This is a genomic window from Pseudomonas sp. G5(2012), from assembly GCF_000408945.1.
Classification (GTDB): Bacteria; Pseudomonadota; Gammaproteobacteria; order Pseudomonadales; family Pseudomonadaceae; genus Aquipseudomonas; species Aquipseudomonas umsongensis.
This window is the reverse complement of the sequence record NZ_APIO01000034.1, coordinates 111110-134994: the sequence shown is the minus strand read 5'-3', so window position 1 is coordinate 134994 and position 23885 is coordinate 111110. Positions and strand designations below refer to the sequence as shown.

The window sequence follows — 23885 nt, the reverse complement described above, 5'->3', positions numbered from 1 at the left end:
CAACCTGATCAAACGTAAAGGCCTGATAGGCGTGGCCGCCAGTAAAACGGATCAGTATCCTAGCACCCTCTCGCCCGCTGAAGCTAAGAACAAGCGGGCAGCCCCAAAGGTTTAAAAACGAATGAATGCCCTAGCCCGCCGCGCTGCAGGCCTGCTGCTCAGCACACTTTGCCTGCCCCTTTCGGCCCTTGCGGCCGACCCGCAACCGACCCACGAATTCACCCTCGACAACGGCTTGAAGGTCGTCGTGCGCGAAGACCATCGCGCCCCGGTGGTGGTTTCCCAAGTCTGGTACAAGGTTGGCTCCAGCTACGAGACGCCCGGCCAGACCGGCCTGTCCCATGCCCTGGAACACATGATGTTCAAGGGCAGCGAAAAAGTCGGCCCTGGCGAAGCGTCGCTGATCCTGCGCGACCTCGGCGCCGAAGAAAACGCCTTCACCAGCGACGATTTCACGGCCTATTACCAGGTCCTGGCCCGCGACCGCCTGGGCGTAGCCTTCGAACTGGAGGCCGATCGCATGGCCAGCCTGCGCCTGCCGCCCGACGAGTTCGCTCGCGAGATCGAAGTCATCAAGGAAGAGCGGCGCCTGCGCACAGACGACAAACCCATGTCCAAGGCTTACGAGCGCTTCAAGGCCATGGCATACCCGGCCAGCGGCTATCACACGCCGACCATTGGCTGGATGGCAGACCTGGACCGCATGAAAGTCGAAGAGCTGCGTCATTGGTACCAATCCTGGTACGTGCCCAACAACGCCACGCTGGTGGTGGTCGGCGACGTGACGCCGGACGAGGTCAAGACCCTGGCCCAGCGCTACTTCGGTCCGATCGCCCGGCGTGAGGTGCCGTCGGCGAAGATTCCGCTGGAACTGGCCGAGCCCGGTGAACGCAAGATCACCCTGCATGTGAAGACCCAATTGCCCAGCCTGATGCTGGCCTTCAACGTGCCAAGCATCGCCACCACTGACGACAAGCGCCTGGTCAACGCCCTGCGGCTGATCTCGGCCCTGCTCGACGGCGGCTACAGCGGACGCATTCCGACTCAATTGGAGCGTGGCGAAGAATTGGTGTCCGGCGGCTCGTCGAGTTACGACGCCTACACCCGCGGCGACAGCCTGTTTACCCTGTCGGCAACGCCCAATAGCCAGAAGAACAAGACCATCGCCCAGGCCGAAGCCGGCTTGTGGAAGCTGCTTGAACAACTGAAAACCACCGCGCCGACCGCCGAAGAACTGGAACGCGTAAGGGCGCAGGTCATCGCCGGGTTGGTCTACGAGCGCGACTCGATCACCAGCCAGGCCACCGCCATCGGCCAGCTGGAAACCGTCGGCCTGTCGTGGAAACTGATGGACACCGAACTCGCCGAACTGGAAAGCGTGACACCGCAAGATATCCAGGACGCCGCCAAGCTGTATTTCACCCGCGAACGTCTCAGCGTCGCCCATGTTCTGCCGGAGGAGACGACTCATGAGTGAGCCTAAAAAACCGCGCTTGGCCCTGCTTGGCTTGATCGCTGTCGCCCTGATCGGGTCGGCCGCGTTCTATTTTTCCAAGACCGACCCGTCCAATGCCAGCGAAGCGCTGGACAAGGCCAAGGCCAGCCAGAAGCTGCAGTCGTTGACCGAACTCAACGGCAAGGCCCCGAGCCACCGTAAGCTCGATGTGCAGACCTGGAACACTGCAGAAGGCGCCAAGGTGTTATTCGTCGAAGCCCGTGAGCTGCCGATGTTCGACATGCGCCTGATCTTTGCCGCCGGCAGCAGCCAGGACGGTGACGCTCCGGGCCTGGCGCTACTGACCAACGCCATGCTTAATGAAGGCGTGGCTGGCAAGGATGTCAGCGCCATTGCCCAGGGCTTCGAAGGCCTGGGGGCCGATTTCGGCAACGGTGCCTACAAAGACATGGCGGTTGCCTCGCTGCGTAGTCTCAGCGCCGCGGACAAACGTGAACCGGCCTTGAAGCTGTTCGCCGAAGTGGTCGGCAAACCGACCTTCCCCGCCGACTCGTTTACCCGCATCAAGAACCAGATGCTCGCCGGTTTCGAATACCAGAAACAGAACCCCGGCAAACTCGCCAGCCTCGAGTTGATGAACCGTTTGTACGGTAATCACCCTTACGCGCACGCCAGCGATGGCACGGCGCATACCGTTCCGGCCGTCACCCTTGCGCAACTGCGCGCGTTCCACCAGAAAGCCTATGCCGCAGGCAACGTGGTGATCGCGCTGGTCGGCGACCTGTCCCGCGCCGAAGCCGAAGCCATTGCCGCGCAGGTATCGGCCGCCCTGCCCAAAGGTCCGGCCCTGCCGAAGATCGAGCAACCCGCCGAACCCAAGGCCAGCATCGGCCATATCGAGTTCCCGTCCAAGCAAACCAACCTGATGCTCGCGCAACTGGGCATCGACCGCGACGATCCGGATTACGCGGCACTGTCCATGGGCAACCAGATCCTCGGTGGTGGCGGTTTTGGTACTCGACTGATGAGCGAAGTGCGCGAAAAGCGTGGCCTGGCGTATGGTGTGTACTCAGGTTTCAGCCCGATGCAGGCACGCGGCCCGTTCATGATCAACCTGCAGACCCGCGCCGAAATGAGCGAAGGCACCCTGAAACTGGTGCAGGATGTACTCGCCGACTACCTCAAGACCGGCCCGACCGAAAAAGAGCTCGACGACGCCAAGCGCGAACTGGCTGGCAGCTTCCCGCTGTCCACCGCCAGCAACGCCGATATCGTCGGCCAGTTGGGCGCGATTGGCTTCTATGGCTTGCCACTCAGTCATCTGGAAGACTTCATGCAGCAGTCGCAGAACCTGACCGTCGAGCAGGTCAAGACAGCAATGAACAAACACCTGAGTACGGACAAGCTGGTCATCGTCAGCGCTGGCCCAACCGTGCCGCAAAAGCCGTTGCCGGCCCCTACTGATAAACCCGCCGAGCAACCGCTCGGGGTTCCGGAGCATTAATGGCCACTTCTCGCCCGAAAAAACCTGTCCACAACGTGCATAACGGTGTGAACCAGCTGCGCATCATCGGCGGCGAATGGCGCAGCCGCAAACTGAGCTTCCCCGACGCTCCAGGCCTGCGCCCGACGCCGGACCGGGTGCGTGAAACCCTGTTCAACTGGCTCGCACCCTACGTCCCGGGCGCCAAGGTGCTCGATCCGTTCACCGGCAGCGGCGCGCTGTTTCTCGAAGCATTGTCCCGTGGCGCAGCCATGGGCCAGGCACTGGATGCCAGCAGCCTTGCGGTGTCCAGCCTCAAGGAGCACCTGGGCACGCTGCGTTGCACCACCGGCCAGGTCCAGACCGCCGATGCCCTGCGTTATCTGGAAACCCAGCCAGCGATTGCCTACGACCTGGTGTTCCTTGACCCGCCGTTCAACCAGAACTTGCTGCCCGCCGTTTGCACGCTGCTAGAAGAGCGCCAGTGGCTGGCCGAAGATGCCTGGGTGTACACCGAAAGCGAAAGCGCACCCTCGACCCTCGGCCTGCCTGAGAACTGGCGCCTGCACCGGGAGCAGAAGTCCGGACGTGTCTACTACTCGTTGTGGCAACGCAGCGCCTGAATCCCTGTGACATGACCGCCCCGCAATTACCCTGAATACGCGCTACATAGTTACCGCCAGACGACCCTCCAGATAATCCACAGTGGTTTGTGCAAATACCTGCAAACCACTGAGGATGTACACGGATGAACATCTCCTGCAGCACATGTCTGTTGCTCTTTATCGGGTGGCTGCCGCTCTTGGCTGTCGCCGCATCACCCCCTTTGACTCAAGCTTTCACCCTGGACAATGGACTTAAGGTTGTCGTGCGTGAAGATCATCGATCTGCAGCCGTCACCGCCCAACTCTGGCTGAAAGTCGGTTCAAGCTACGAAACGCCTGGCCAGTCCGGCCTGTCCCACGCCCTCGAGCACATGGTCTACAAAGGCAGCAGCAAAGCCTGCGCCGGAGAGTTTCCCGCAATACTGGAGAAACTCGGGGCCAACGAAAACGCATTTACCGGTAAGGACTACACCGTCTATTACCAGACACTTGCCCCCGGTAGGCTGGCTGTTGCGTTCGAAATCATGGCCGACCTGATGAGTACGGCCAGGTTGCGTGAGCAAGATTTCACCACGGAGCTGGAGGTTATAAAGCAGGAGCGTCGCAATAGTATCGAAGACCATGTTTCAGCCCTGAGCTTCGAACGCCTGGAAAGCCTCGCCTACCTGAGCAGCGCCTATCGCACCCCGGTCATAGGCTGGATGCACGACCTGCAGCGGCTGGAGGCCCTTCAACTGCAGCAGTGGTACCAGGCCTGGTACGCACCCAACAATGCGACGCTGGTGGTCGTTGGCAATGTCACCCCTGACGGAGTCAAGGCGTTGGCACAGAAATACTTCGATCACCTGGATCGACGCACGACGCCGGTTGCCGTCGTACCTGTCGAATTGTCCACACCCGGCGAAAGGTCGTTGACCCTGTACGCCCCGATATCGGCTCCGCAGCTCATCATGAGTTTCAACATTCCTGGCCTGGCCACTGCGCAAGAGCGCGGGACCGCTCATGCCCTGCGCCTGCTCGAAATCCTGTTGGCAGGTTCCAACAGTGCACGAATCAAACAGCAACTGCAGTTTGGCGAAGCGATATTTTCCGAGGTCCAGTCAGGGTACGACGCCTTCACTCGCGGCGATTCGTTGCTGACCATCAGCACTCAACTCAACCTCGACAAGGTCACGAGTCCAGACCAGGCACTTGCGCGCCTGTGGCAAACGATTGATGAACTGAAAGGCAAGGCACCGGAAAAGGCCGAACTGGATCGGGCCAAAACCATCCTGATCGCCAACACGGTTTATGCACAAGATGATCTGGAAGGCCAAGCCAGTACACTCGGCCTGCTGGAAAGTATTGGCCTCGACTGGCAGTTGGCGGATCAGGACACGGATGAGCTGAACAAGATCACTCCCCTGGATATTCAAAACGCTGCAATCACTTACCTGACACGCGAACGGATGAGCATCGCCCGGATCCTGCCGGAGAAGAACAATGGATAAGTTCACACCCTTCATGAAAGGCATATGGCTAATACTGTCTGGCATGCTGATGAGCGGGCAGGCGCTTACGGCTGTTGCCACCACAATGACCGCACCACAAAAAGTCATGTTGCAATCACTGAATGAGCCTCAGGCCCAATCGGTTGCGCGGTCGCTACCGATCAAGGGATACAAGACCCTTTCCGGAACCAAGGTCCTGTTCATTCGCACCCCCGGCCTGCCCATGTTCGACGTGCATGTCAGCTTTGCCGCCGGCAGCGCTCACACCCCCCATCAACCTGGCCTGGCAGCCCTGACCTACAGCCTTTTGAATGAAGGCGTGGATGGCAAGGACCTCAATGCCATTCTGGAAAGCTTCGACCAACTGGGAGCCAGACTGGGCATGGGTATCACTCAGGATCGGGCCAACTTTTCCTTGCGCAGCTTGAGCGATGAAGCCCAACGTGTTCCTGCCTTGGCGCTGTTTGCCCAGATGCTTGGCAAACCTTCATTGCCGGAACAGTCCCTGCCTGTGGCGAAGTCCCAGCTACTGCACTTCCTCGACACTGAGGACCAGTCCCATGCTTACCAGGCCAATAAAGCCCTACAGGGATTGCTGTCCCCCGGACACGGTTATGTACAGTCCGTGTATGGGACCAGGGACGGTCTTGCCGCCATCACCCACAATCAGGTCCAGGACTTCCACCGCCACGGGTACGCAGCAGGCAACGCGATGATAACGCTGGTCGGCGACCTTACGGAGGACGAAGCCCAGCGCATTGGCGCACAGATTTCCAGTGCATTACCCCTGGGACCCACCGTTGCCACGATCAAAGCCCCGGACAGTCCCGCCTCTCCAGGTTTTCTGCAGCTGCAAAGGCCAACGAACCAGGCTTACGTGCGCCTTGCCCAGCCAGGCGTCCTGCGCGCCAGTCCAGACTATGTTGCATTGCAGATGGCGAGCCAGATTTTCACAAATCGGCTGATGCATGAACTTCGTGAGCTTCGTGGTCTCACTTATGACGTTCAAGCCGGGCTTTCTACCCTTCAGGCGCAAGGCATCATGACAATCGAGCTGCAGACCAGACCGGAAGTCGCCGATGGGGTAATGACAAAAATCAAGGAGATGTCTCGTGACTTCCTGATCCACGGCCCCACCCAGGAAGAACTCGATGACACCAAAACGCGACTGGCCGGCAGCGCGCCATTGAACAGCACCACCAATACACAGATCGTGGGGCAGCTGCGCGACATCGCTGTCAACGACTTACCATTGAGCCTCGACTTTTCCACTGAAAAAGCCTTGGCATTGGACCTCGCATCGGTCAAGAACGCACTTATCCGACATCTCGACAGCGAGCAATGGAGCACAGTCATCCTGGGGCCCAAGGCCGACCAGCAACCGCTACCAGCCCCTATGGAAAGTGCGGCCAATGGCATCTGTCGCGAAACCGACGAGATTGTGGCAAGTTAGATTTCCCATGACGACGCGGTCGCGGCGCAAGCCGGCCGCGTCATTGTGCGGTTTCACGAAGACCTTTAACGAGAACGGATGTGCAACCCCGCCACACGATCACTGAACCGCCCGCCTTCAGACCAGCCTTCGGCCTCGGCAATCCGCACTTGCAGACCTTGTGGGGGCCGCTGTGGCGCAAAACCACCCACCTGCAACGCGAGCGTGAACGCCTGTGGCTCGAGGATGGCGACTTCCTCGATCTTGACTGGCATGGCCCGCACACTGTCGATGCGCCTCTGGTCCTGGTGTTGCACGGACTGACCGGTTCGTCGAATTCACCTTATGTTGCCGGCATACAGAAAGCGCTGGGCGACCAGGGCTGGGCCAGTGTCGCGCTGAACTGGCGCGGCTGCTCCGGCGAACCCAATCTGTTGCCGCGCAGCTATCATTCCGGCGCCAGTGAAGACCTGGCCGAAACCATCAGGCACCTGCGGGCAAAGCGTCCACTCGCACCGTTGTACGCCGTCGGTTATTCCCTGGGCGGCAATGTGCTGCTCAAGCATCTGGGCGAAACCGGCAGTGCCAGCGGCGTGCTCGGCGCGGTGGCGGTGTCGGTGCCGTTTCGCCTGGACCAGTGCGCCGACCGCATCGGCCAGGGTTTCTCCAAGGTCTATCAGGCGCATTTCATGCGCGAGATGCTGGCCTACATCAAGAACAAGCAACGCCAGTTTCAGCATGACGGGCGCGAGGAGGGTCTCGCGGCACTCGCTGCGCTGGGCTCGCTGGAAAACATGCGCACGTTCTGGGATTTCGATGGCCGGGTGACCGCGCCCCTCAATGGTTTCGCGGATGCCCAGGACTACTATCGTCGCGCATCGAGCCGCTACTTCCTCGGCGAAATCTGTACACCCACCCTGATCATTCAGGCTGCCGATGACCCCTTCGTTTTTCCCCACAGCCTGCCGCAGGCTGACGAGTTGTCAGCCTGCACGCAATTCGAATTGCAGGCCCGGGGCGGGCATGTCGGATTTGTCGATGGCTCGTTCCGCCAACCAGGGTACTACCTGGAGCGGCGCATTCCGCAGTGGCTGACTACCGTGGGACGCGGCTAGGCCATGGGCAACACCCAGGGCGAGTCCATCCACTTCTGGCAAACGGCGCCGTTGGCCGGGATCGAGCTGTTGTCGGCACGCTACATCGATCACCGTTTCGCCCCCCATGTGCATGATGGCTATGTGATCGGCATGATCATGGCCGGCGCCCAGCGTTACCGCTATCGCGGTGCCGAACACCTGGCAGGCAGTGGCACACTGGTGCTGATCAACCCTGATGAACTGCACACAGGCCACAAGGGTACGGAAGACGGCTGGTTGTACCGGGCGTTTTATCCCGACAGCGAGCAGATTCTTTCACTGTTGGCCGAGCTGGAACTGCCGACCCATCACCTGCCGGCATTCGGCGCCACGCTGTATCGCGACCAGGACCTGGTCAACGGCTTTTGTCAGTTACATCGCTTGCTGGAAAGCCCCGCCACAGCCCTGCAGCAGCAGACTGCCTGGCGGGAGCTGATGCTGTCACTGCTGCAACGTCACGCAGCGGTTCCCGTTGCCGGCAAACCGGGCAAGGAGCACCGGGCAGTGACTTTGGCCAAGGAGCTGCTGCAGGCACAACTGGCGGCGCCGCCTTCGCTGGAAGAACTGGCGGCGACGGTGAACTTGTCGCCTTTCCACTTCGCACGGGTGTTCCGCCGCGCCACCGGCATGCCGCCACACACATGGCTGATGCAGCAACGCATCGCTCGGGCGCGGGCGTTGCTGCAGGGTGGTTGTTTGCCGCTGGACGTCGCGACACAGCTGGGGTTTGCCGACCAGAGTCATCTGAGCCGGCAGTTCAAGCAGGTGTATGGGGTTGGACCTGGAGCGTATCGCAGCGCGCGCCTTTATTAACGCTCAAGAAAACCCGTTACCCCTGTGGGAGCGAGCCTGCTCGCGAAAGCGGTGTGTCAATCAACTTATCAGTCGGCGGATATTTCGCTTTCGCGAGCAGGCTCGCTCCCACAGGGGGTAGGGCTTATTCGCCGATGGCAACGCCCCGCGCAGGATCATTGATCCACTCACTCCACGACCCGGCATACAACGACCCCAACGGATAACCCGCCAGGCACAGGGCGAACAGGTTATGGCACGCCGTCACACCGGAACCGCAATACGCCACCAGATCGGCCGGCGAGCGCTCGCCGAGTTTTGCGGCAAACCGCTGCTTGAGCTGATCGGCTGGCAGGAAACGCCCGTCGCTGCCCAAGTTGTCGGTGAAGGCCGCACATTGCGCACCAGGAATGTGGCCGGCAATCGGGTCGATCGGTTCAACCTCGCCCTTGAAGCGTGGCAGGGCACGGGCATCGAGCAAGGTCAGCGCGGGTTGGGCCAGGCGCTCCTGCAACTGCTCGGCACTGAGGATCAGCGCGTTGTCCGGCACTCCGGTAAATGTGCCGCGGCTACTCGACGGTGGGTCCAGGCTCAGGGGCAAGCCCGCCGCGTGCCAGGCCTTAAGCCCGCCGTCGAGGATAAACACGCCGTCACGCTTGCCCAACCAGGCCAGCAACCACCAGGCCCGCGCTGCAAAGGCACCCGGACCGTCGTCGTACAAAACCACTTCGCTGTCGGCGTTGATGCCCCACGCCTGCAGGCGTTCGATCAAGTCCGCCGGCTCGGGTAATGGATGGCGCCCGGTCACCCCCTTGACCACTTTGCCACTCAGGTCGCGCTCAAGATCGGCAAAAGACGAGCCGGCGATGTGCCCTTGTGCGTAGCTGCGCTGGCCGTAATCCGGGTCTTCGAGAGCAAAACGACAATCAAGAATCACCAACCCCGGCTGATCCTTTTTCAGGTCCAGTGCTTGCGGGCTGATCAGTTGCGCAATGGGCATAACGGGCTCCTGTGATGGGCTGTTTTCGATCCTGCTGCATTCGTTATTTCATACTTCTTCCAATGCCTGGGCCAACGGCACGTAGAACTCTTCAAACAGCGCATCGACCGCGTCGCGAGCCTGATCCGTGACGAAACCCGCCTCCAGCACCAAGACCTGGTACACGCCGCGCTTGATGGCTTGTTCGCTGAGGTGGCTGGAGTTTTCCCGCGTGGTGCACAAAAAACGCACCCAGGAGGTGAGGATGATCCAGGCATTGATCGTCAGGGACTCGATCTGCACCCGATCCATCTTCAGGATGCCGGCGGCAACAAAACCTTCGTAGATGGCGGCGCCCTGAATCACGCAGCGCTGGGAAAAGCGCCGGTAGCGGGCCGCCAGTTCCGGGTCACTGTCGAGCAAGTGCTCCAGGTCCCGGTGCAGGAACCGGTAGCGCCACATGGCTGACAACAGCTCCTTGAGGTAGAAACGCTTGTCTTCCACCGTGGCGGCGCGCCCCTGTGGCGGACGCAGGAAGCTGTCTACCAGACTCTCATACTCACCGAACAGCACGGCGATGATCGCCTGCTTGTTAGGAAAGTGGTAGTACAGGTTGCCCGGAGAAATCTCCATGTGGGCGGCGATGTGGTTGGTGCTGATGCTGCGCTCGCCCTGCTGGTTGAACAGCTCCAGGCTGTTCTGCACGATGCGCTCGCTGGTTTTTATCCTTGGGGCCATGGCTTGAGCTTAAATTCAGAGTGCGATGAGGGGCATCTTACGGCCTATCCGCGAGCGATAAAACAAAGCGGTGCCGAGGATGGTATTTGACTTTTTAGAGTATAGACTCTAGAAATGCTCTCACTACAACAAATCCGGAGCCGACCATGACTGCTGACATTTCCTACCTGCAAAATCTCCAGCAGCCCCTGCAAGAGCTTCAGACCCTGTTCGACGCACAGCGCGCGGCCTATGCTGCCAACCCGATGCCGCCCGCGGCCCAGCGCCAGCAATGGCTCAAGGCGCTACGTGATTTGCTGGACAACGAACGCCAGGCCTTGATCGATGCGATCAGCCAGGATTTCAGCAACCGCAGTGCCGATGAAACCTTGCTCGCCGAACTGATGCCCAGCCTGCACGGCATTCACCACGCCCGCCGCCACCTCAAGGGCTGGATGCGCGCGTCGCGGCGCAAAGTCGGTATCGCGTTTCAGCCGGCGTCGGCGAAGGTGGTCTACCAGCCACTGGGCGTGGTCGGGGTCATCGTGCCGTGGAACTATCCGTTGTACCTGGCCATCGGGCCTTTGGTCGGCGCGTTATCGGCAGGTAACCGGGTGATGCTCAAACTCAGCGAATCGACCCCGGCCACCGGTTTGCTGATCAAGGCGTTGTTCGCTCGAATCTTCCCCGAAGACCTGGTTTGCGTGGTGCTGGGCGAAGCCGATATCGGCGTGGCGTTTTCACGCCTGCCCTTCGATCACCTGCTGTTCACCGGCGCCACCAGCATTGGCAAACACGTGATGCGCGCGGCGGCGGAAAACCTGACGCCGGTCACCCTGGAACTGGGCGGCAAGTCCCCGGCCATTGTTTCCCATGACGTACCGCTCAAGGATGCCGCTGAACGCATCGCTTTCGGCAAGACCCTCAATGCCGGCCAGACCTGCGTGGCCCCGGATTACGTGCTGGTGCCGGAAGATCGTGTCGGCGCGTTCGTGGAGGCCTATCGACAGGCGGTTCGCGGTTTTTATCCGACCCTCGCCGACAACCCGGACTACACCGCGATCATCAATGACCGACAACTGGCGCGACTCAAGGGCTATGTCAGCGATGCCACCAGCAAGGGTGCCCTGCTGATTCCAGTGTTCGAGCAAGGCCAAGGCCGTCGCATGGCGCATAGCCTGCTGCTTAACGTCAACGACGAGATGACGGTGATGCAGGACGAAATCTTCGGCCCGCTGTTGCCGATCGTTCCCTACAAGCATCTGGACCAGGCCTTCGCCTATATCAACCAGCGGCCTCGCCCACTGGCGCTGTACTACTTTGGCTACGACAAGCGCGAGCAAAACCGTGTGCTGAACGAGACCCACTCCGGAGGCGTCTGCCTCAACGACACCCTGCTGCACGTGGCCCAGGATGATATGCCGTTCGGCGGTATCGGTCCTTCGGGCATGGGCCATTACCACGGGCACGAAGGCTTCCTGACCTTCAGCAAGGCCAAGGGTGTGCTGGTCAAGCAGCGCTTCAACGCGGCGAAGCTGATCTATCCGCCCTATGGCAAAGCCATTCAGAAACTGATCCAGAAGCTGTTTATTCGCTAACGATAGCTACCGCCGGGTAATAACAATAATGCACCCAAGCCTGTCCGAAACACCCGCGCTGTCACGGCGTGGCCTGCTCAAATTCAGCCTCGGCGCCAGCGCCTTTCTTGCCACTGCCGGGTTGGGGGCCAGCCTCAGCGGCTGCTCATCGAGCGCGCCTGCCAGTGGCTTCACAGCACTGCGCAGTAGCGACCTGCTGTTTTTGCGTGCCCTTGTCCCGGTGATGCTCGACGGTGCAGTCACGGCCGCGAACATGCCGGAGGCTGTCGAGGGCACCCTGAAAAGCCTCGATTACAACCTCGACCACCTGTCTCCGGAAATGCTCAAGCTCACTCGACAATTGTTCGATGTGCTGGGCATGGCCGTGACCCGCGGGCCGCTGACCGGGATCTGGGGTAGCTGGGAAAACGCCAGTGCCGAGGATATCCGGCGCTTCCTCGATCGCTGGGAAAACAGCTCGTTGAGCCTGCTGCGCATGGGTCACAGTTCATTGCTGCAACTGGTGATGATGGCCTGGTATGGGCGCAAGGAGTCATGGGCGCATTGCGGGTATCCGGGGCCACCAGCGGTTTGAGACCGCGTCGACGCTTTCGCGAGCAGGCTCGCTCCCACAGAGATCGCGTACCCATGTGGGAGCGAGCCTGCTCGCGAAGGCGCCAGCTGCTTCACCACTTCATCCAACAATAAAAAGAGAACCCGAAGATGCCCGTACCCGACCCGTTCCGCGAAGGCATGGCCCGTGGCTGGAAAACCCATGATGGCTCGCAACTGACCCAGGACCTGACCCTCGAAGCGGATGTGGCGATCATCGGCAGCGGTGCCGGTGGAGGGACCACGGCCGAAATCCTCAGTGCGGCCGGCTACAAAGTGCTGCTGATCGAGGAAGGCCCACTCAAGACCAGCAGCGACTTCAAGTTGCTCGAAGACCAGGCCTACGCCAGCCTCTACCAGGAAGGCATCGGTCGCATGAGCAAGGATGGCGCAATCACCATCCTCCAGGGCCGGGCGGTGGGCGGCACCACGCTGATCAACTGGACCTCCAGCTTCCGCACGCCAGAGCCAACCCTGGAACACTGGGCCAAGGAACACAACGTGAAGGGCCACTCCCCTGCTGAAATGGCGCCCTGGTTCGAAAAAATGGAACAGCGCCTGGGCGTCGCCCCGTGGATGGTCCCGCCCAACGCGAACAACGAAGTGATCCGCAAGGGCTGCGAAAAGCTCGGTTACAACTGGCATGTGATCCCGCGCAATGTGCGCGGCTGCTGGAACCTCGGCTACTGCGGCATGGGCTGCCCGACCAACGCCAAGCAATCGATGATGGTCACGACCATTCCGGCCACCCTGGAAAACGGCGGCGAGCTGCTTTATCTGGCCCGCGCGGAAAAACTCATCATCAGTGGCGAGACCGTCACCGGACTGCACTGCGTAGCGATGGACGAGCGCTGTGTCGAGCCCACCGGACGCAGTATCAGGGTCAAGGCCAAGCATTACGTATTGGCCGGCGGCGGAATCAACAGCCCGGCGCTGCTGCTGCGCTCCGACGCGCCCGACCCGCACAAGCGGCTGGGCACACGCACCTTTCTGCATCTGGTGAACATGTCCGCCGGCTTGTTCGACGAAGTCATCAACCCGTTCTATGGCGCGCCACAGTCGATCTATTCCGACCATTTCCAATGGCAGGATGGCACCACCGGCAAGATTGGCTACAAACTGGAGGTTCCGCCGCTGCACCCGGCGCTGGCCGCCACCCTGCTGGGTGGCTTCGGCCAGGAAAATGCCCGGCACATGGCTGACCTGCCGCACACTCACGCCATGCTGGCGTTGCTGCGCGACGGATTCCACCCGGACAGTCCCGGTGGCAGCGTACAACTGCGCGGTGACGCTACACCAGTGCTCGACTACCAGGTTTCACCCTACGTCTGGGACGGCTTGCGCCGGGCCTTCCACAGCATGGCCGAGATCCAGTTCGCCGGGGGCGCCAAGGCCGTGATGCCCATGCACGCCGATGCTCGCTACGTTAAAACCTTGGGCGAAGCGCGCACGCTGATCGACGGGCTCAATCTGGCGTTGTATCGCACGCGCTTGGGCAGCGCCCATGTGATGGGCGGATGCAGCATGGGCGAAGACCCGAAAAATGCGGTCACCGATAGCCTTGGCCGGCATCATCAACTGGGTAATTTGTCGATCCATGATGGTTCGCTCTTCCCCACCAGCATTGGCGCAAACCCGCAGTTGTCGGTCTATGGGCTGACGGCGCAACTGGCGACTTCCTTGGCTGAACGTTTAAAAAACCCGTGAAAAAGACGATTATTTCCATCGTCTATAGTGCTTTCTTACCCAACAGGCGACTTGGCCGACCGGTTAGGCTGCGATACCATCCGAATCCCCAACGCACTCCCGCCAGGACGACGCGATGAACCGAGTGTTGTACCCAGGTACCTTCGACCCTATTACCAAGGGCCATGGCGATCTGGTCGAACGCGCCTCGCGCCTGTTCGATCACGTGATCATTGCTGTCGCCGCCAGCCCGAAGAAAAACCCGCTGTTTCCCCTGGAACAGCGTGTGGAGCTGGCCCGCGAAGTCACCAAACATCTGCCGAACGTTGAAGTGGTCGGTTTCTCGACGCTACTGGCGCATTTTGCCAAAGAGACGAACGCCAATGTGTTCCTGCGTGGCTTGCGCGCAGTGTCGGACTTCGAATACGAATTCCAGCTGGCCAACATGAACCGCCAGTTGGCCCCGGATGTGGAAAGCCTGTTCCTTACCCCATCCGAGCGTTATTCGTTCATTTCCTCGACGCTGGTTCGTGAAATCGCAGCCTTGGGCGGTGATATCACCAAGTTCGTACACCCGATAGTGGCGGACGCCCTCACACAGCGCTTCAAGAAATAATCCTGATCCGTAGGAGCCGGCTTGCTGACAACGCGGTGCACCTGATGCACCGCCTTCGCCAGCAAGCCGGCTCCTGCAGTACGTCGTAGTTGCGTGCACCGCAGACGCCAATGCGGCACAATTAGCGCATTGATTTATTGCGCCCGGGCCTGCCGCCCCGGCTGGAGTTAGCATGTCCCTGATCATCACCGACGATTGCATCAACTGCGACGTCTGCGAACCCGAGTGCCCCAACGCCGCCATTTCCCAAGGCGAAGAAATCTATGTGATCGACCCGAACCTGTGCACTCAGTGTGTCGGCCACTACGACGAACCGCAGTGCCAGCAGGTCTGCCCGGTGGATTGCATTCCTCTGGACGAAGCCCATCCAGAGACTGAAGAGCAGTTGATGGAGAAGTACCGCAAGATTACCGGGAAGGCTTGAAAGATCGCAGCCTTCGGCAGCTCCTACAGAGATCGCATTCCCCTGTAGGAGCTGCCGAAGGCTGCGATCTTTTGCTTTTCAGGTCTGACACCGCGGGCAGAACACACTGGCGCGCTGCCCGAGCTTCACTTCCCGCAGGCCCGTGCCACAGACTTTGCAGTGCTCACCGCCGCGACCGTACACGAACAACTCCTGCTGGAAGTAGCCCGGCTGCCCGTCCCCGCCGATAAAGTCGCGCAATGTGGTGCCCCCGCGCTCGATGGCAGCCGCCAGGATGCGCTTGATCTCGATCGCCAGTTTCAAGTACCGCGCCCGGGAAATACTCTTGGCTTCGCGACGCGGGTCGATACCGGCGGCGAACAGCGCTTCGGTCGCATAGATATTGCCAACGCCGACCACCACCGCGTTGTCCATGATGAACGGCTTGACCGCCATCGATCGCCCGCGGGACTGCTGGAACAGCCGCTCGCCATCGAACAGGTCGGTCAATGGCTCCGGCCCCAGGCGAATCAGCAGCTCATGATTGAGCGGATCGAGGCTCCACAGCATCGCACCGAACCGTCGCGGGTCGGTGTAGCGCAAGGCCAGGCCCGATTCCAGCTCGATATCCACATGCTCATGCTTGGCCGCCGGCAGGCCGGCTTCGACCAGGCGCAAATTCCCCGACATCCCCAAATGGCTGATCAAGGTACCGACCTCGGCATTGATCAAAAGGTATTTGGCGCGCCGCTCCACCAGTACGATGCGCTGGCCGGACAAGCGCACATCGAGGTCTTCGGGGATTGGCCAGCGCAGACGGCGATCGCGCACGATCACCCGACTGACACGCTGGCCTTCCAGGTGCGGCGCAATCCCGCGGCGGGTGGTTTCGACTTCTGGGAGTTCAGGCATGGTGCTCTCGGATCAGGCGCTCGGTGAGAAGAGGTTCGCCGTTCAGCGGTGAGTGCCGAGGTCGCGAATCGTTTGCTTGAGGGTTTCGAAATCGTAATCCGATAGGCCCACGTAATCGAGCACCAAATGCCCGATGCTGTTCCACTCGTGGTCTTCGGGCTGGCTGCCCAGCACCCGGTAGGACGCACAAATGTGCTCGGCCATTTTCAGGATCGCCAACAGGTTTTTCAGGGCGCTGTTGCGCGACGACTCGTCGCTGAATATCGCCAGGGCATTGTGATGATTGGCGATCGCGGCAGACACGTGATCAGGCAGGCGCCAGGATTTGGCCGTGTAGTACCCGACCACTGCATGGTTGGTGTTGAACGCCTGGTTCTCGGTGTCCACCACCCGGCATTCGGGGCCGGCGTTGGCATAGGCCTGTTCCAGCACGCTCATATAGTTTGGGAACCGCTGCAGCATCAACGGCACGCCGCAGTCGTGGAACAGTCCCAGGGCATAGGCTTCATCGCCGGCCTGGGCGCCAATGCGCTTGGCCAGGGTCAGGCAGGTCATCGCCACGTCCTGGGCAGTATCCCAGAACCGGTTCAAGGTAACGATGGTGTCATCGTTCATCTCGCCCTTGATCGACTGAGCATTGATCAAGTTGATGATCGAGCGACTGCCCAGCAGATTCACCGCGCGCTGGATCGAGGCAATCTTGTTGCTCAGGCCGTAATACGGCGAGTTGACGATTTTCAGCAGGGAGCCAGAGAGGCCCGGGTCCTGGGAAATCAGCTTCGCGATCACATCCAGATCCGGGTCGGGCATGTACTGCTCCATCTGCAGATCCACCATGATCTGCGGTTGGGCCGGCACACTGATGCCTTGCAAGGATTGCTGGATTTGTTCGGCGGTAAGCTCTTGGGACATAGGTACACACTCTGGGTCAGGCGCGGATTCTAACTTTTCTGGATTGGATCCGACACCTGGGCCAGTGCGCCGATTGCAGTTTCATCTGGTCCAGGCCTGACTCACCGCATGTCCACCCACCGCGCCGTGGGCTTGCGCAACACGGTATACTCCCGCTCTTTTTTCCGGAGCGACGTCATGTCCCTGCCTAGCCTGCGCCTCAAAGCCAACGCCGACCGTCGCCTGCGCAACGGCCACTTGTGGGTCTACAGCAACGAAATCGATGTAGCCGCTACACCTTTGCACGGTTTCAAGGCCGGCGACCAGGCGATCCTCGAAGCCGCTGGCGGCAAGCCACTGGGCATCGTCGCCATGAGCCCGAACAACCTGATCTGTGCGCGCCTGCTGTCGCGCGACATCAAGTTGCCACTCGACAAGTCACTGCTGGTGCATCGCCTGAATGTGGCCCTGTCGCTGCGCGATCGCCTGTTCGACAAGCCGTTCTATCGCCTGGTCTACGGTGATTCCGACCTGCTGCCAGGCCTGGTGGTCGACCGTTTCGGCGACATCCTGGTGGTGCAGATCGCCTCGGCGACCATGGAAGCCCATAAAGACGACGTGATCGCAGCGCTGACCCAAGTGCTCAAGCCAAGCGGCATCCTGTTCAAGAACGACTCCGCCGCCCGTGATGCCGAAGGCCTCAACCGCTATGTCGAAACCGTGTTCGGCCTGGTGCCGGAATGGGTTGCGCTGGAAGAGAACGGGGTGAAATTCGAAGCGCCGGTTATCCAGGGCCAGAAAACCGGTTGGTTCTACGACCACCGCATGAACCGCGCACGCCTGGCGCCATACGCCAAGGGCAAGCGCGTGCTCGACCTGTACAGCTACATTGGCGGCTGGGGCGTTCAAGCGGCTGCATTCGGCGCCAGTGAAGTGTTCTGCGTCGACGCCTCGGCCTTCGCCCTCGACGGTGTCGAGCGCAACGCCGCGCTGAATGGCTTCGCCGAGAAAATGACCTGCATCGAAGGCGACGTGTTCGAAGCCCTGAAAGAGCTCAAGGCCAGCGAAGAGCGCTTCGATGTGATCGTGGCCGACCCGCCTGCCTTCATCAAACGCAAGAAAGACATGAAGAACGGCGAAGGCGCCTACCGCCGCCTGAACGAACAAGCCATGCGCCTGCTCACCAAGGACGGCATCCTGTTCAGCGCCTCCTGCTCGATGCACCTGCCGGAAGACGACCTGCAGAACATCCTGCTGACCAGCGCCCGCCACCTGGATCGTAATATCCAGATGCTGGAGCGTGGCGGCCAAGGCCCGGATCATCCGGTGCACCCGGCCATCCCGGAAACCCGCTACATCAAGAGCATCACCTGCCGGTTGCTGCCAAACAGCTAACGCCATCTCCTGTAGGAGCGAGCACGCTCGCGATGGTCGTCAACGATAACGCGGGAAGCCTGGCGCCCCGCGGCGTTCTCGAGCTCATCGCGAGCAGGCTCGCTCCTACAGGTGCAGGACACATCCTGATCCACTGTCGAAACGACAACCGCTCACCCCTCGCCTACCGCTTTCTCTTCACATCATCGAAGAGGACAACGGAATGTCCGATACGACCAAAGCCCATCGATTACGCAAAGGCCGTCACCCACAATCCGGCCGCATCTATCACCTGAGCGCCGTCACCCATGAACGACAGCCTGTGTTCCAGGATTGGCGCACTGGCCGCTTGTTGGTGCACGAATTTAGAAGTGCCCAGGAAGCCGGCTATATCACGTTTATCGCCTGGGTAGTCATGCCGGATCACTTCCACTGGCTGGTTGAATTGCATAACGGTGATTTACCTAAACTGATGCAAACCACCAAATCCCGCTGCACACGACTCCTTAGTCAAAAGCGAGGCCATTGTGCCCCTGTATGGCAGAAGGGCTATTTCGGCCGAGCCCTGCGTCGCGAGGAAGATCTGAAAGCAGCAGCCCGATACATCATCGCCAACCCTTTGCGAGTTGGTCTTGTAACTCATATAGGCGACTACCCGCTATGGGACGCCATCTGGCTATGAAACACGCCTCCCTGTAGGAGCAGCCGGTCGACGCTCGATTGCTCGCGATGATCGTCAACGATAACGCTGGAAACCTGACACCCGGCTGCGCTCTCAGGTTTTTCGCGAGCATGCTCGCTCCTACAAGGGGCTGTCCGTGCGTCTTGTGGATGCTGCCTGCACGCGTGCAGGCATTCCCTCCAGCCGCCAGCCGTGTAGAATCGCGACATTCATCGCCAGTCATCCCCGGCGGGTTTATGAGCTCAAGCTGAAGCGCGCGGCGATCCCGCAAAGTTATCGGCAACTTCCGGACACCCGGCCATTTCTGAGTGTTCCAGACGTCAATAGAAGCTCACTTCCCTTTTGATACCTGATTAGCCGCCCGGAGTGCTTCATGCCTGATTACCGCTCGAAAACATCCACCCACGGCCGCAACATGGCCGGCGCCCGCGCACTGTGGCGCGCAACGGGGATGAAAGATGACGACTTCAAAAAGCCGATCATCGCCATTGCCAACTCATTTACCCAGTTCGTGCCGGGCCACGTGCACCTGAAAGATCTGGGGCAACTGGTCGCCCGCGAAATCGAACGCGCTGGCGGCGTGGCAAAAGAATTCAACACCATCGCCGTCGACGACGGCATCGCCATGGGCCACGACGGCATGCTGTATTCGTTGCCGAGCCGCGAGATCATCGCCGACTCCGTCGAGTACATGGTCAACGCCCACTGCGCTGACGCCATCGTCTGCATCTCGAACTGCGACAAGATCACCCCTGGCATGTTGATGGCCTCCCTGCGCCTGAACATCCCGGTGATCTTCGTGTCCGGCGGCCCGATGGAAGCCGGCAAGACCAAACTGGCCAGCCACGGTCTCGACCTGGTCGACGCCATGGTGATCGCCGCCGACTCCAGCGCTTCTGACGAGAAGGTTGCCGAGTACGAGCGTAGCGCCTGCCCTACCTGCGGTTCGTGCTCCGGCATGTTCACCGCCAACTCGATGAACTGCCTGGTCGAGGCCCTGGGCCTGGCATTGCCGGGCAACGGTTCGACCCTGGCCACCCACAGCGACCGCGAGCAGCTGTTCCTGCAGGCCGGCCGCACCATCGTCGAGCTGTGCAAGCGTTACTACGGCGAGAACGATGAGTCGGTGTTGCCGCGCAACATCGCCAACTTCCAGGCGTTCGAAAACGCCATGACGCTGGACATCGCCATGGGCGGTTCCACCAACACCATCCTGCACTTGCTGGCCGCCGCCCAGGAAGCCGAGATCGATTTCGACCTGCGCGACATCGACCGCCTGTCCCGTCACGTGCCGCAACTGTGCAAGGTCGCGCCGAACATCCAGAAGTACCACATGGAAGACGTGCACCGTGCGGGCGGGATCTTCAGCATCCTCGGCTCGCTGGCCCGTGGCGGCCTGCTGCACACCCAGCTGCCGACCGTGCACAGCCGCAGCATGGAAGAAGCCATCGCCAAGTGGGACATCACCCAGACCAACGACGAAGCCGTGCATCACTTCTTCAAGGCGGGTCCTGCGGGCATCCCGACGCAAACCGCGTTCAGCCAATCGACCCGTTGGGACACCCTGGACGACGACCGTGAAAACGGCTGCATCCGCAGCGTCGAGCACGCCTACTCGCAAGAAGGCGGCCTGGCCGTGCTGTACGGCAACATCGCCCTGGACGGCTGCGTGGTGAAAACCGCTGGCGTCGACGAGTCGATCCACGTGTTCGAAGGCAACGCGAAGATCTTCGAAAGCCAGGACAGTGCCGTACGCGGCATCCTCGCTGACGAAGTGAAGGAAGGCGACATCGTCATCATTCGCTACGAAGGCCCGAAAGGCGGCCCGGGCATGCAGGAAATGCTCTACCCGACGTCGTACCTGAAATCCAAAGGCCTGGGCAAAGCCTGCGCCCTGCTCACCGACGGCCGTTTCTCCGGCGGCACCTCGGGCCTGTCCATCGGCCACGCATCGCCTGAAGCGGCTGCCGGCGGCGCGATCGGCCTGGTGCAGGACGGCGACAAAGTGCTGATCGACATTCCAAACCGCTCGATCAACCTGTTGGTCAGCGATGAAGAACTGGCCGCGCGCCGCGTCGAGCAGGACAAGAAAGGCTGGAAACCGGTTGAAGTGCGTCCACGTAAAGTGACCACGGCGTTGAAGGCTTATGCCCTGCTGGCGACCAGTGCCGACAAGGGTGCTGTGCGTAACAAGGCGATGCTTGATGGGCTGTAAGGCTTAAGCGTTGAACGAAAAATACCCCGCCATGTGCGGGGTATTTTTTTTGCTCGAATTTAAATCGATTACGTCCGTCCTGATAATCTCTAATCTGCCAATGCAATACCCACGTTTAACCGAAAACAAAAAAATCGTCATTTACAGAAGCAGCGAATCCGCGCTATTTGCCACATGTAGTGAAGCGCCACTAGTGTGGGACCCAGAATTACCCAGTTGATCCATAGTTCGTCGTTGAAGTATTTGAAAAATTCCAGCAGCAGAGGAGACATAGCTAACAATCCCAAAATCAACATTACCGTTATAGCCAGCCTACGTCGTGACTCGGTAGTAGTGGGTCTGTTTAAAGCAGCCAAAACAAGTCCGCAAGTTCCTAGCCATGCTAACGTGCTGAGCAATACGTAAAAAACTTGACCGGACCCCATTAAAATCAGGCTGAGCAGGGCCAATCCAAAGGCAGGCAGAGCACCTCCAACGATATAAATAGTTGTCCGGAGAATGGTGGCCCCGACTGTGATGTGGTAGCGCTTCATGCGAAATGTGTCCTTGTCAGATCGAAAGGACGAAAGCTAGAAGAGTCGAAGTGGAGGAAGAATCAGACGCTTCTTTGATTGATGTAGGGCATTTCTGAAATGGGGCAGGATGTGGTCGTCGGTATGCTGGAGATAATGCGAGGGAATGCCCCGCCAGGTGCGTAATGCCATTCACTTAGGACTATTTTCGGCGAGCTAGAAATCTGTGGCGAGGGGATTTATCCCCGTTCGGCTGCGAAGCAGTCGTAAATGCGAACGACTCGATCTGTTTGAACGGACGCTAAGGGCCGCTTCGCGGCCCAACGGGGATAAATCCCCTCGCCACAGTGCGGGGCATTTTTTTGCCCGCGTTATTGCTGTGGGTCGAGGTTATCCAGCGCCTGGTTTACTGCCAGTTCGCCCAACATGATGAGCTGGGTAATTCCCAGCATCGTGCTGCGTTGAGAGCCTTCCAGCAGGCCGGCGAAATCGCTGGCCATGACGTTGGCCGAGGCGAGGGATTCGCAGGCGTGGGCCAACAGGGTTTCGGTGTCGAGGCCGGGGGCGATCATGAATGTTCGGCTGGGTTTACGTGGGGTGGCGTTGATGCGGGCCGACAGGTTGTCGGTGTCCGGTGGATCTGGGGTAATTTTGAGCATTGATGAAACTCCTTACACCATAAGACAAGGAGCCATCACCCTCGCTACCAAACGAAGGGTGGCGGCCATGCGCAGGTTGGTAGACCGGGGTGTAAGGAAACCGGCGCGCCCGAAAGCGCCCTGTGCATGACCACCATAAAAAGCGGAGACGTGAGAACGTCTGCAAATCATGATGCTTTGCACCCTACACAGCCGGGCTACCAAACCCGATCACTGATGTTCAGCGACAGGTAGACGGTAGAGTCCAGGAGTAAGGCGCACAAGTCGGCGGATTCTGAAGTAGTCGTAGTCCGTTACGCAAGAACGTGCAGGTTGCGACTGTAGGAAGAAGTTGATCGAACAGAGGCTTTCATTGTTTGCGCTGGCCTCTTCGCGAGCAAGCCCGCTCCCACAGGGGATCTGCGTCGTTCACAGATTCAATGTGGGAGCGGGCTTGCTCGCGAAGGCAGCGACTCGGTCTTACTGGATTTCTGCAGGTGTGACGACCACCCAATTTTTGTCCGCCGTCACCGGCAGCCCTTCCTTGGCCTGGGCCGCGGCGTTCTTGGCCATCATGCCCTGGATCTGGGTCATGTACTTGTCCTTGCGGTTGACCCACAGGTGGATGCCGCCTTTGGCCACGTCAACGCCGTGGAACAGCATGTAGCCGTCGCTGGTCGGGGTATCGCCACCGACCAGTACCGGTTTTTTCCACTCATCGATGTAGGTCAGGATCGCTGCGTGCTTGCCGGCCATCCAGGTCGCCGGGGTCCACAGGTATGGCGTCAGTTCCAGGCCGAGGTTGGCCTTCTCGTCATATTTGCCAGCGGTGATCTGCTTGCGCGCAGTGGTCAGTTCGCCGGTCTTCTGGTCCTTGAGCAGCATCGACACGCCGATCACGTTCTGCGGTTTGACGTTGTAGCCGTACTTCGGATCGGCCGCGACCATGCGCACCAGCTCTTCCGAGGCGGCGGTCATCACATAGACCTCGATACCGTTCTCCATCAGCTTGTTGTAGAGCTCTTGCTGGCCGGTGAAGATTTTCGGTGGGTTGACGTCGAGTTTCTTGACCACGTCGCCTTCGTAATAGGTGGCGGGCACCGGTTTGCCAGAGGCCATCAACTCATCGACGTAGCCCTTGAGTTCCTGGAGCGTGAAGCCTGAAAACACTTGGGCGACCCATGGATAGCAGACCATGTCGTCGAGTTCACAGAGGCGGTAGTAGTAACTGAACAGGCTTTCCTTGTGGTCGGCGGTGTCCTTGAACGGCATCAGTTTCAGGGAGGGGTCGAGTTTGTCGCGGGTGATCAGGCCTTTGTTTTCCATGAACGGCAGCAACGACTCTTCGAGGTCGTAGCGGTAACTGGTGTTGTCCATGTCGAACACCGCGTAGTTACCTTTGTTGGCATTGGCCGCGATCATCGCATCCAGTGCCTTGGCCTGATCGGCGGGCCAGTGTTTCAGATCCGTGGCGAACACCTGGCCGACGAGGCCAAGGCAAAGAGCTGCAGCCAGTAATTTCGGTGCGAACTTCATCCTCATATCTCCCTGATTGAAAGACATCGACGCTAACAAATACCTGTGACAGTCCTCATCCGTCAGCGACCGTCAACGTACCTTTCGCGCCAGTCACATTCTCAAAAGCGACATGCGCTTATTCCAAAAACGACACTTTCA

At 60.0% G+C, this 23885-nt stretch carries 22 protein-coding genes; 15 read left to right on the top strand and 7 right to left on the bottom strand.

The genetic code is table 11. The features are described from left to right. Positions 1 to 121 precede the first annotated feature (121 nt). From PG5_RS11845 to PG5_RS11815, 7 genes are all read left to right on the top strand, one after another. Positions 122 to 1477, top strand: a complete 1356-nt coding sequence (locus PG5_RS11845) for a pitrilysin family protein (protein WP_020797359.1) — start codon at positions 122 to 124, stop codon at positions 1475 to 1477. Continuing rightward, a complete protein-coding gene (locus PG5_RS11840; RefSeq protein WP_020797358.1) occupies positions 1470 to 2960 on the top strand; it encodes a pitrilysin family protein in 1491 nt (496 codons plus the stop codon). The genes PG5_RS11845 and PG5_RS11840 overlap by 8 nt, the downstream gene beginning before the upstream one ends. After that, on the top strand, positions 2960 to 3562 hold the full coding sequence (rsmD, locus tag PG5_RS11835; RefSeq protein ID WP_020797357.1) for a 16S rRNA (guanine(966)-N(2))-methyltransferase RsmD: 603 nt from the start codon (positions 2960 to 2962) through the stop codon (positions 3560 to 3562). The genes PG5_RS11840 and rsmD overlap by 1 nt, the downstream gene beginning before the upstream one ends. A gap of 125 nt (positions 3563 to 3687) precedes the next feature. Next, the gene (locus PG5_RS11830) at positions 3688 to 5034 is read left to right on the top strand and encodes a pitrilysin family protein (protein ID WP_020797356.1); all 1347 of its coding nucleotides are present in this window, start codon (positions 3688 to 3690) and stop codon (positions 5032 to 5034) included. Then, positions 5027 to 6487: a pitrilysin family protein gene (locus PG5_RS11825; RefSeq protein WP_020797355.1), complete on the top strand. Its 1461-nt coding sequence runs from the start codon at positions 5027 to 5029 to the stop codon at positions 6485 to 6487. Before PG5_RS11830 ends, PG5_RS11825 begins: the two co-directional genes overlap by 8 nt. Positions 6488 to 6585: 98 nt before the next feature. Further along, positions 6586 to 7581: a hydrolase gene (locus PG5_RS11820; RefSeq protein ID WP_033043051.1), complete on the top strand. Its 996-nt coding sequence runs from the start codon at positions 6586 to 6588 to the stop codon at positions 7579 to 7581. 3 nt (positions 7582 to 7584) lie between these two features. Beyond that, a complete protein-coding gene (locus PG5_RS11815) occupies positions 7585 to 8415 on the top strand; it encodes an AraC family transcriptional regulator (protein ID WP_020797353.1) in 831 nt (276 codons plus the stop codon). A 124-nt stretch (positions 8416 to 8539) separates the two neighbouring features. Here PG5_RS11815 and PG5_RS11810 read toward each other — a convergent pair whose 3' ends face one another. Then, positions 8540 to 9394: a sulfurtransferase gene (locus PG5_RS11810; RefSeq protein ID WP_020797352.1), complete on the bottom strand. Its 855-nt coding sequence runs from the start codon at positions 9392 to 9394 to the stop codon at positions 8540 to 8542. A gap of 48 nt (positions 9395 to 9442) precedes the next feature. Beyond that, positions 9443 to 10111 carry a TetR/AcrR family transcriptional regulator gene (locus tag PG5_RS11805; RefSeq protein WP_020797351.1) on the bottom strand — a complete coding sequence of 223 codons (669 nt, stop codon included), beginning with the start codon at positions 10109 to 10111 and terminating at the stop codon, positions 9443 to 9445. Between the two features lie 146 nt (positions 10112 to 10257). Between PG5_RS11805 and PG5_RS11800 the strand changes: the two genes are divergently transcribed. The 5 genes from PG5_RS11800 (at position 10258) to PG5_RS11780 (ending at position 15005) form a co-directional block, all read left to right on the top strand. Continuing rightward, a complete protein-coding gene (locus PG5_RS11800) occupies positions 10258 to 11688 on the top strand; it encodes a coniferyl aldehyde dehydrogenase (protein WP_020797350.1) in 1431 nt (476 codons plus the stop codon). 28 nt (positions 11689 to 11716) lie between these two features. Beyond that, positions 11717 to 12262 carry a hypothetical protein gene (locus PG5_RS11795; protein WP_020797349.1) on the top strand — a complete coding sequence of 182 codons (546 nt, stop codon included), beginning with the start codon at positions 11717 to 11719 and terminating at the stop codon, positions 12260 to 12262. Positions 12263 to 12390: 128 nt separating this feature from the next. Further along, entirely contained in the window at positions 12391 to 13986 is a 1596-nt protein-coding gene (locus PG5_RS11790) for a GMC family oxidoreductase (protein ID WP_020797348.1), read from the top strand. 115 nt (positions 13987 to 14101) lie between these two features. Further along, positions 14102 to 14581, top strand: a complete 480-nt coding sequence (gene coaD / locus PG5_RS11785; protein ID WP_008065062.1) for a pantetheine-phosphate adenylyltransferase — start codon at positions 14102 to 14104, stop codon at positions 14579 to 14581. 172 nt (positions 14582 to 14753) lie between these two features. Then, positions 14754 to 15005 carry a YfhL family 4Fe-4S dicluster ferredoxin gene (locus PG5_RS11780; RefSeq protein WP_003195146.1) on the top strand — a complete coding sequence of 84 codons (252 nt, stop codon included), beginning with the start codon at positions 14754 to 14756 and terminating at the stop codon, positions 15003 to 15005. Between the two features lie 78 nt (positions 15006 to 15083). Here the strand turns inward: PG5_RS11780 and mutM are convergent, their stop codons facing one another. After that, positions 15084 to 15896 carry a bifunctional DNA-formamidopyrimidine glycosylase/DNA-(apurinic or apyrimidinic site) lyase gene (gene mutM / locus PG5_RS11775; protein WP_020797347.1) on the bottom strand — a complete coding sequence of 271 codons (813 nt, stop codon included), beginning with the start codon at positions 15894 to 15896 and terminating at the stop codon, positions 15084 to 15086. 42 nt (positions 15897 to 15938) lie between these two features. Further along, complete coding sequence (locus PG5_RS11770; RefSeq protein ID WP_177326139.1) at positions 15939 to 16754, bottom strand: HDOD domain-containing protein; 816 nt, start codon at positions 16752 to 16754, stop codon at positions 15939 to 15941. Positions 16755 to 16985: 231 nt separating this feature from the next. On the opposite strand from PG5_RS11770, the gene PG5_RS11765 reads away from it, so the two are divergent. From PG5_RS11765 to ilvD, 3 genes are all read left to right on the top strand, one after another. Continuing rightward, positions 16986 to 18182, top strand: coding sequence for a class I SAM-dependent rRNA methyltransferase (locus PG5_RS11765; protein ID WP_008065056.1), 1197 nt, complete (start codon positions 16986 to 16988; stop codon positions 18180 to 18182). Positions 18183 to 18384: 202 nt separating this feature from the next. Continuing rightward, positions 18385 to 18843, top strand: a complete 459-nt coding sequence (locus PG5_RS33375; RefSeq protein WP_020797345.1) for a transposase — start codon at positions 18385 to 18387, stop codon at positions 18841 to 18843. 373 nt (positions 18844 to 19216) lie between these two features. Then, positions 19217 to 21058 carry a dihydroxy-acid dehydratase gene (ilvD, locus tag PG5_RS11755; protein WP_020797344.1) on the top strand — a complete coding sequence of 614 codons (1842 nt, stop codon included), beginning with the start codon at positions 19217 to 19219 and terminating at the stop codon, positions 21056 to 21058. Between the two features lie 137 nt (positions 21059 to 21195). On the opposite strand, the gene PG5_RS11750 is transcribed toward ilvD, so the two are convergent. The 3 genes from PG5_RS11750 to PG5_RS11740 form a co-directional block, all read right to left on the bottom strand. Next, positions 21196 to 21591 carry a hypothetical protein gene (locus tag PG5_RS11750; protein WP_033044265.1) on the bottom strand — a complete coding sequence of 132 codons (396 nt, stop codon included), beginning with the start codon at positions 21589 to 21591 and terminating at the stop codon, positions 21196 to 21198. Positions 21592 to 21941: 350 nt separating this feature from the next. Further along, complete coding sequence (locus PG5_RS11745; RefSeq protein ID WP_020797343.1) at positions 21942 to 22229, bottom strand: DUF6124 family protein; 288 nt, start codon at positions 22227 to 22229, stop codon at positions 21942 to 21944. A gap of 459 nt (positions 22230 to 22688) precedes the next feature. Continuing rightward, positions 22689 to 23744 carry a haloacid dehalogenase-like hydrolase gene (locus PG5_RS11740; RefSeq protein ID WP_020797342.1) on the bottom strand — a complete coding sequence of 352 codons (1056 nt, stop codon included), beginning with the start codon at positions 23742 to 23744 and terminating at the stop codon, positions 22689 to 22691. Between the last annotated feature and the right edge of the window lie 141 nt (positions 23745 to 23885).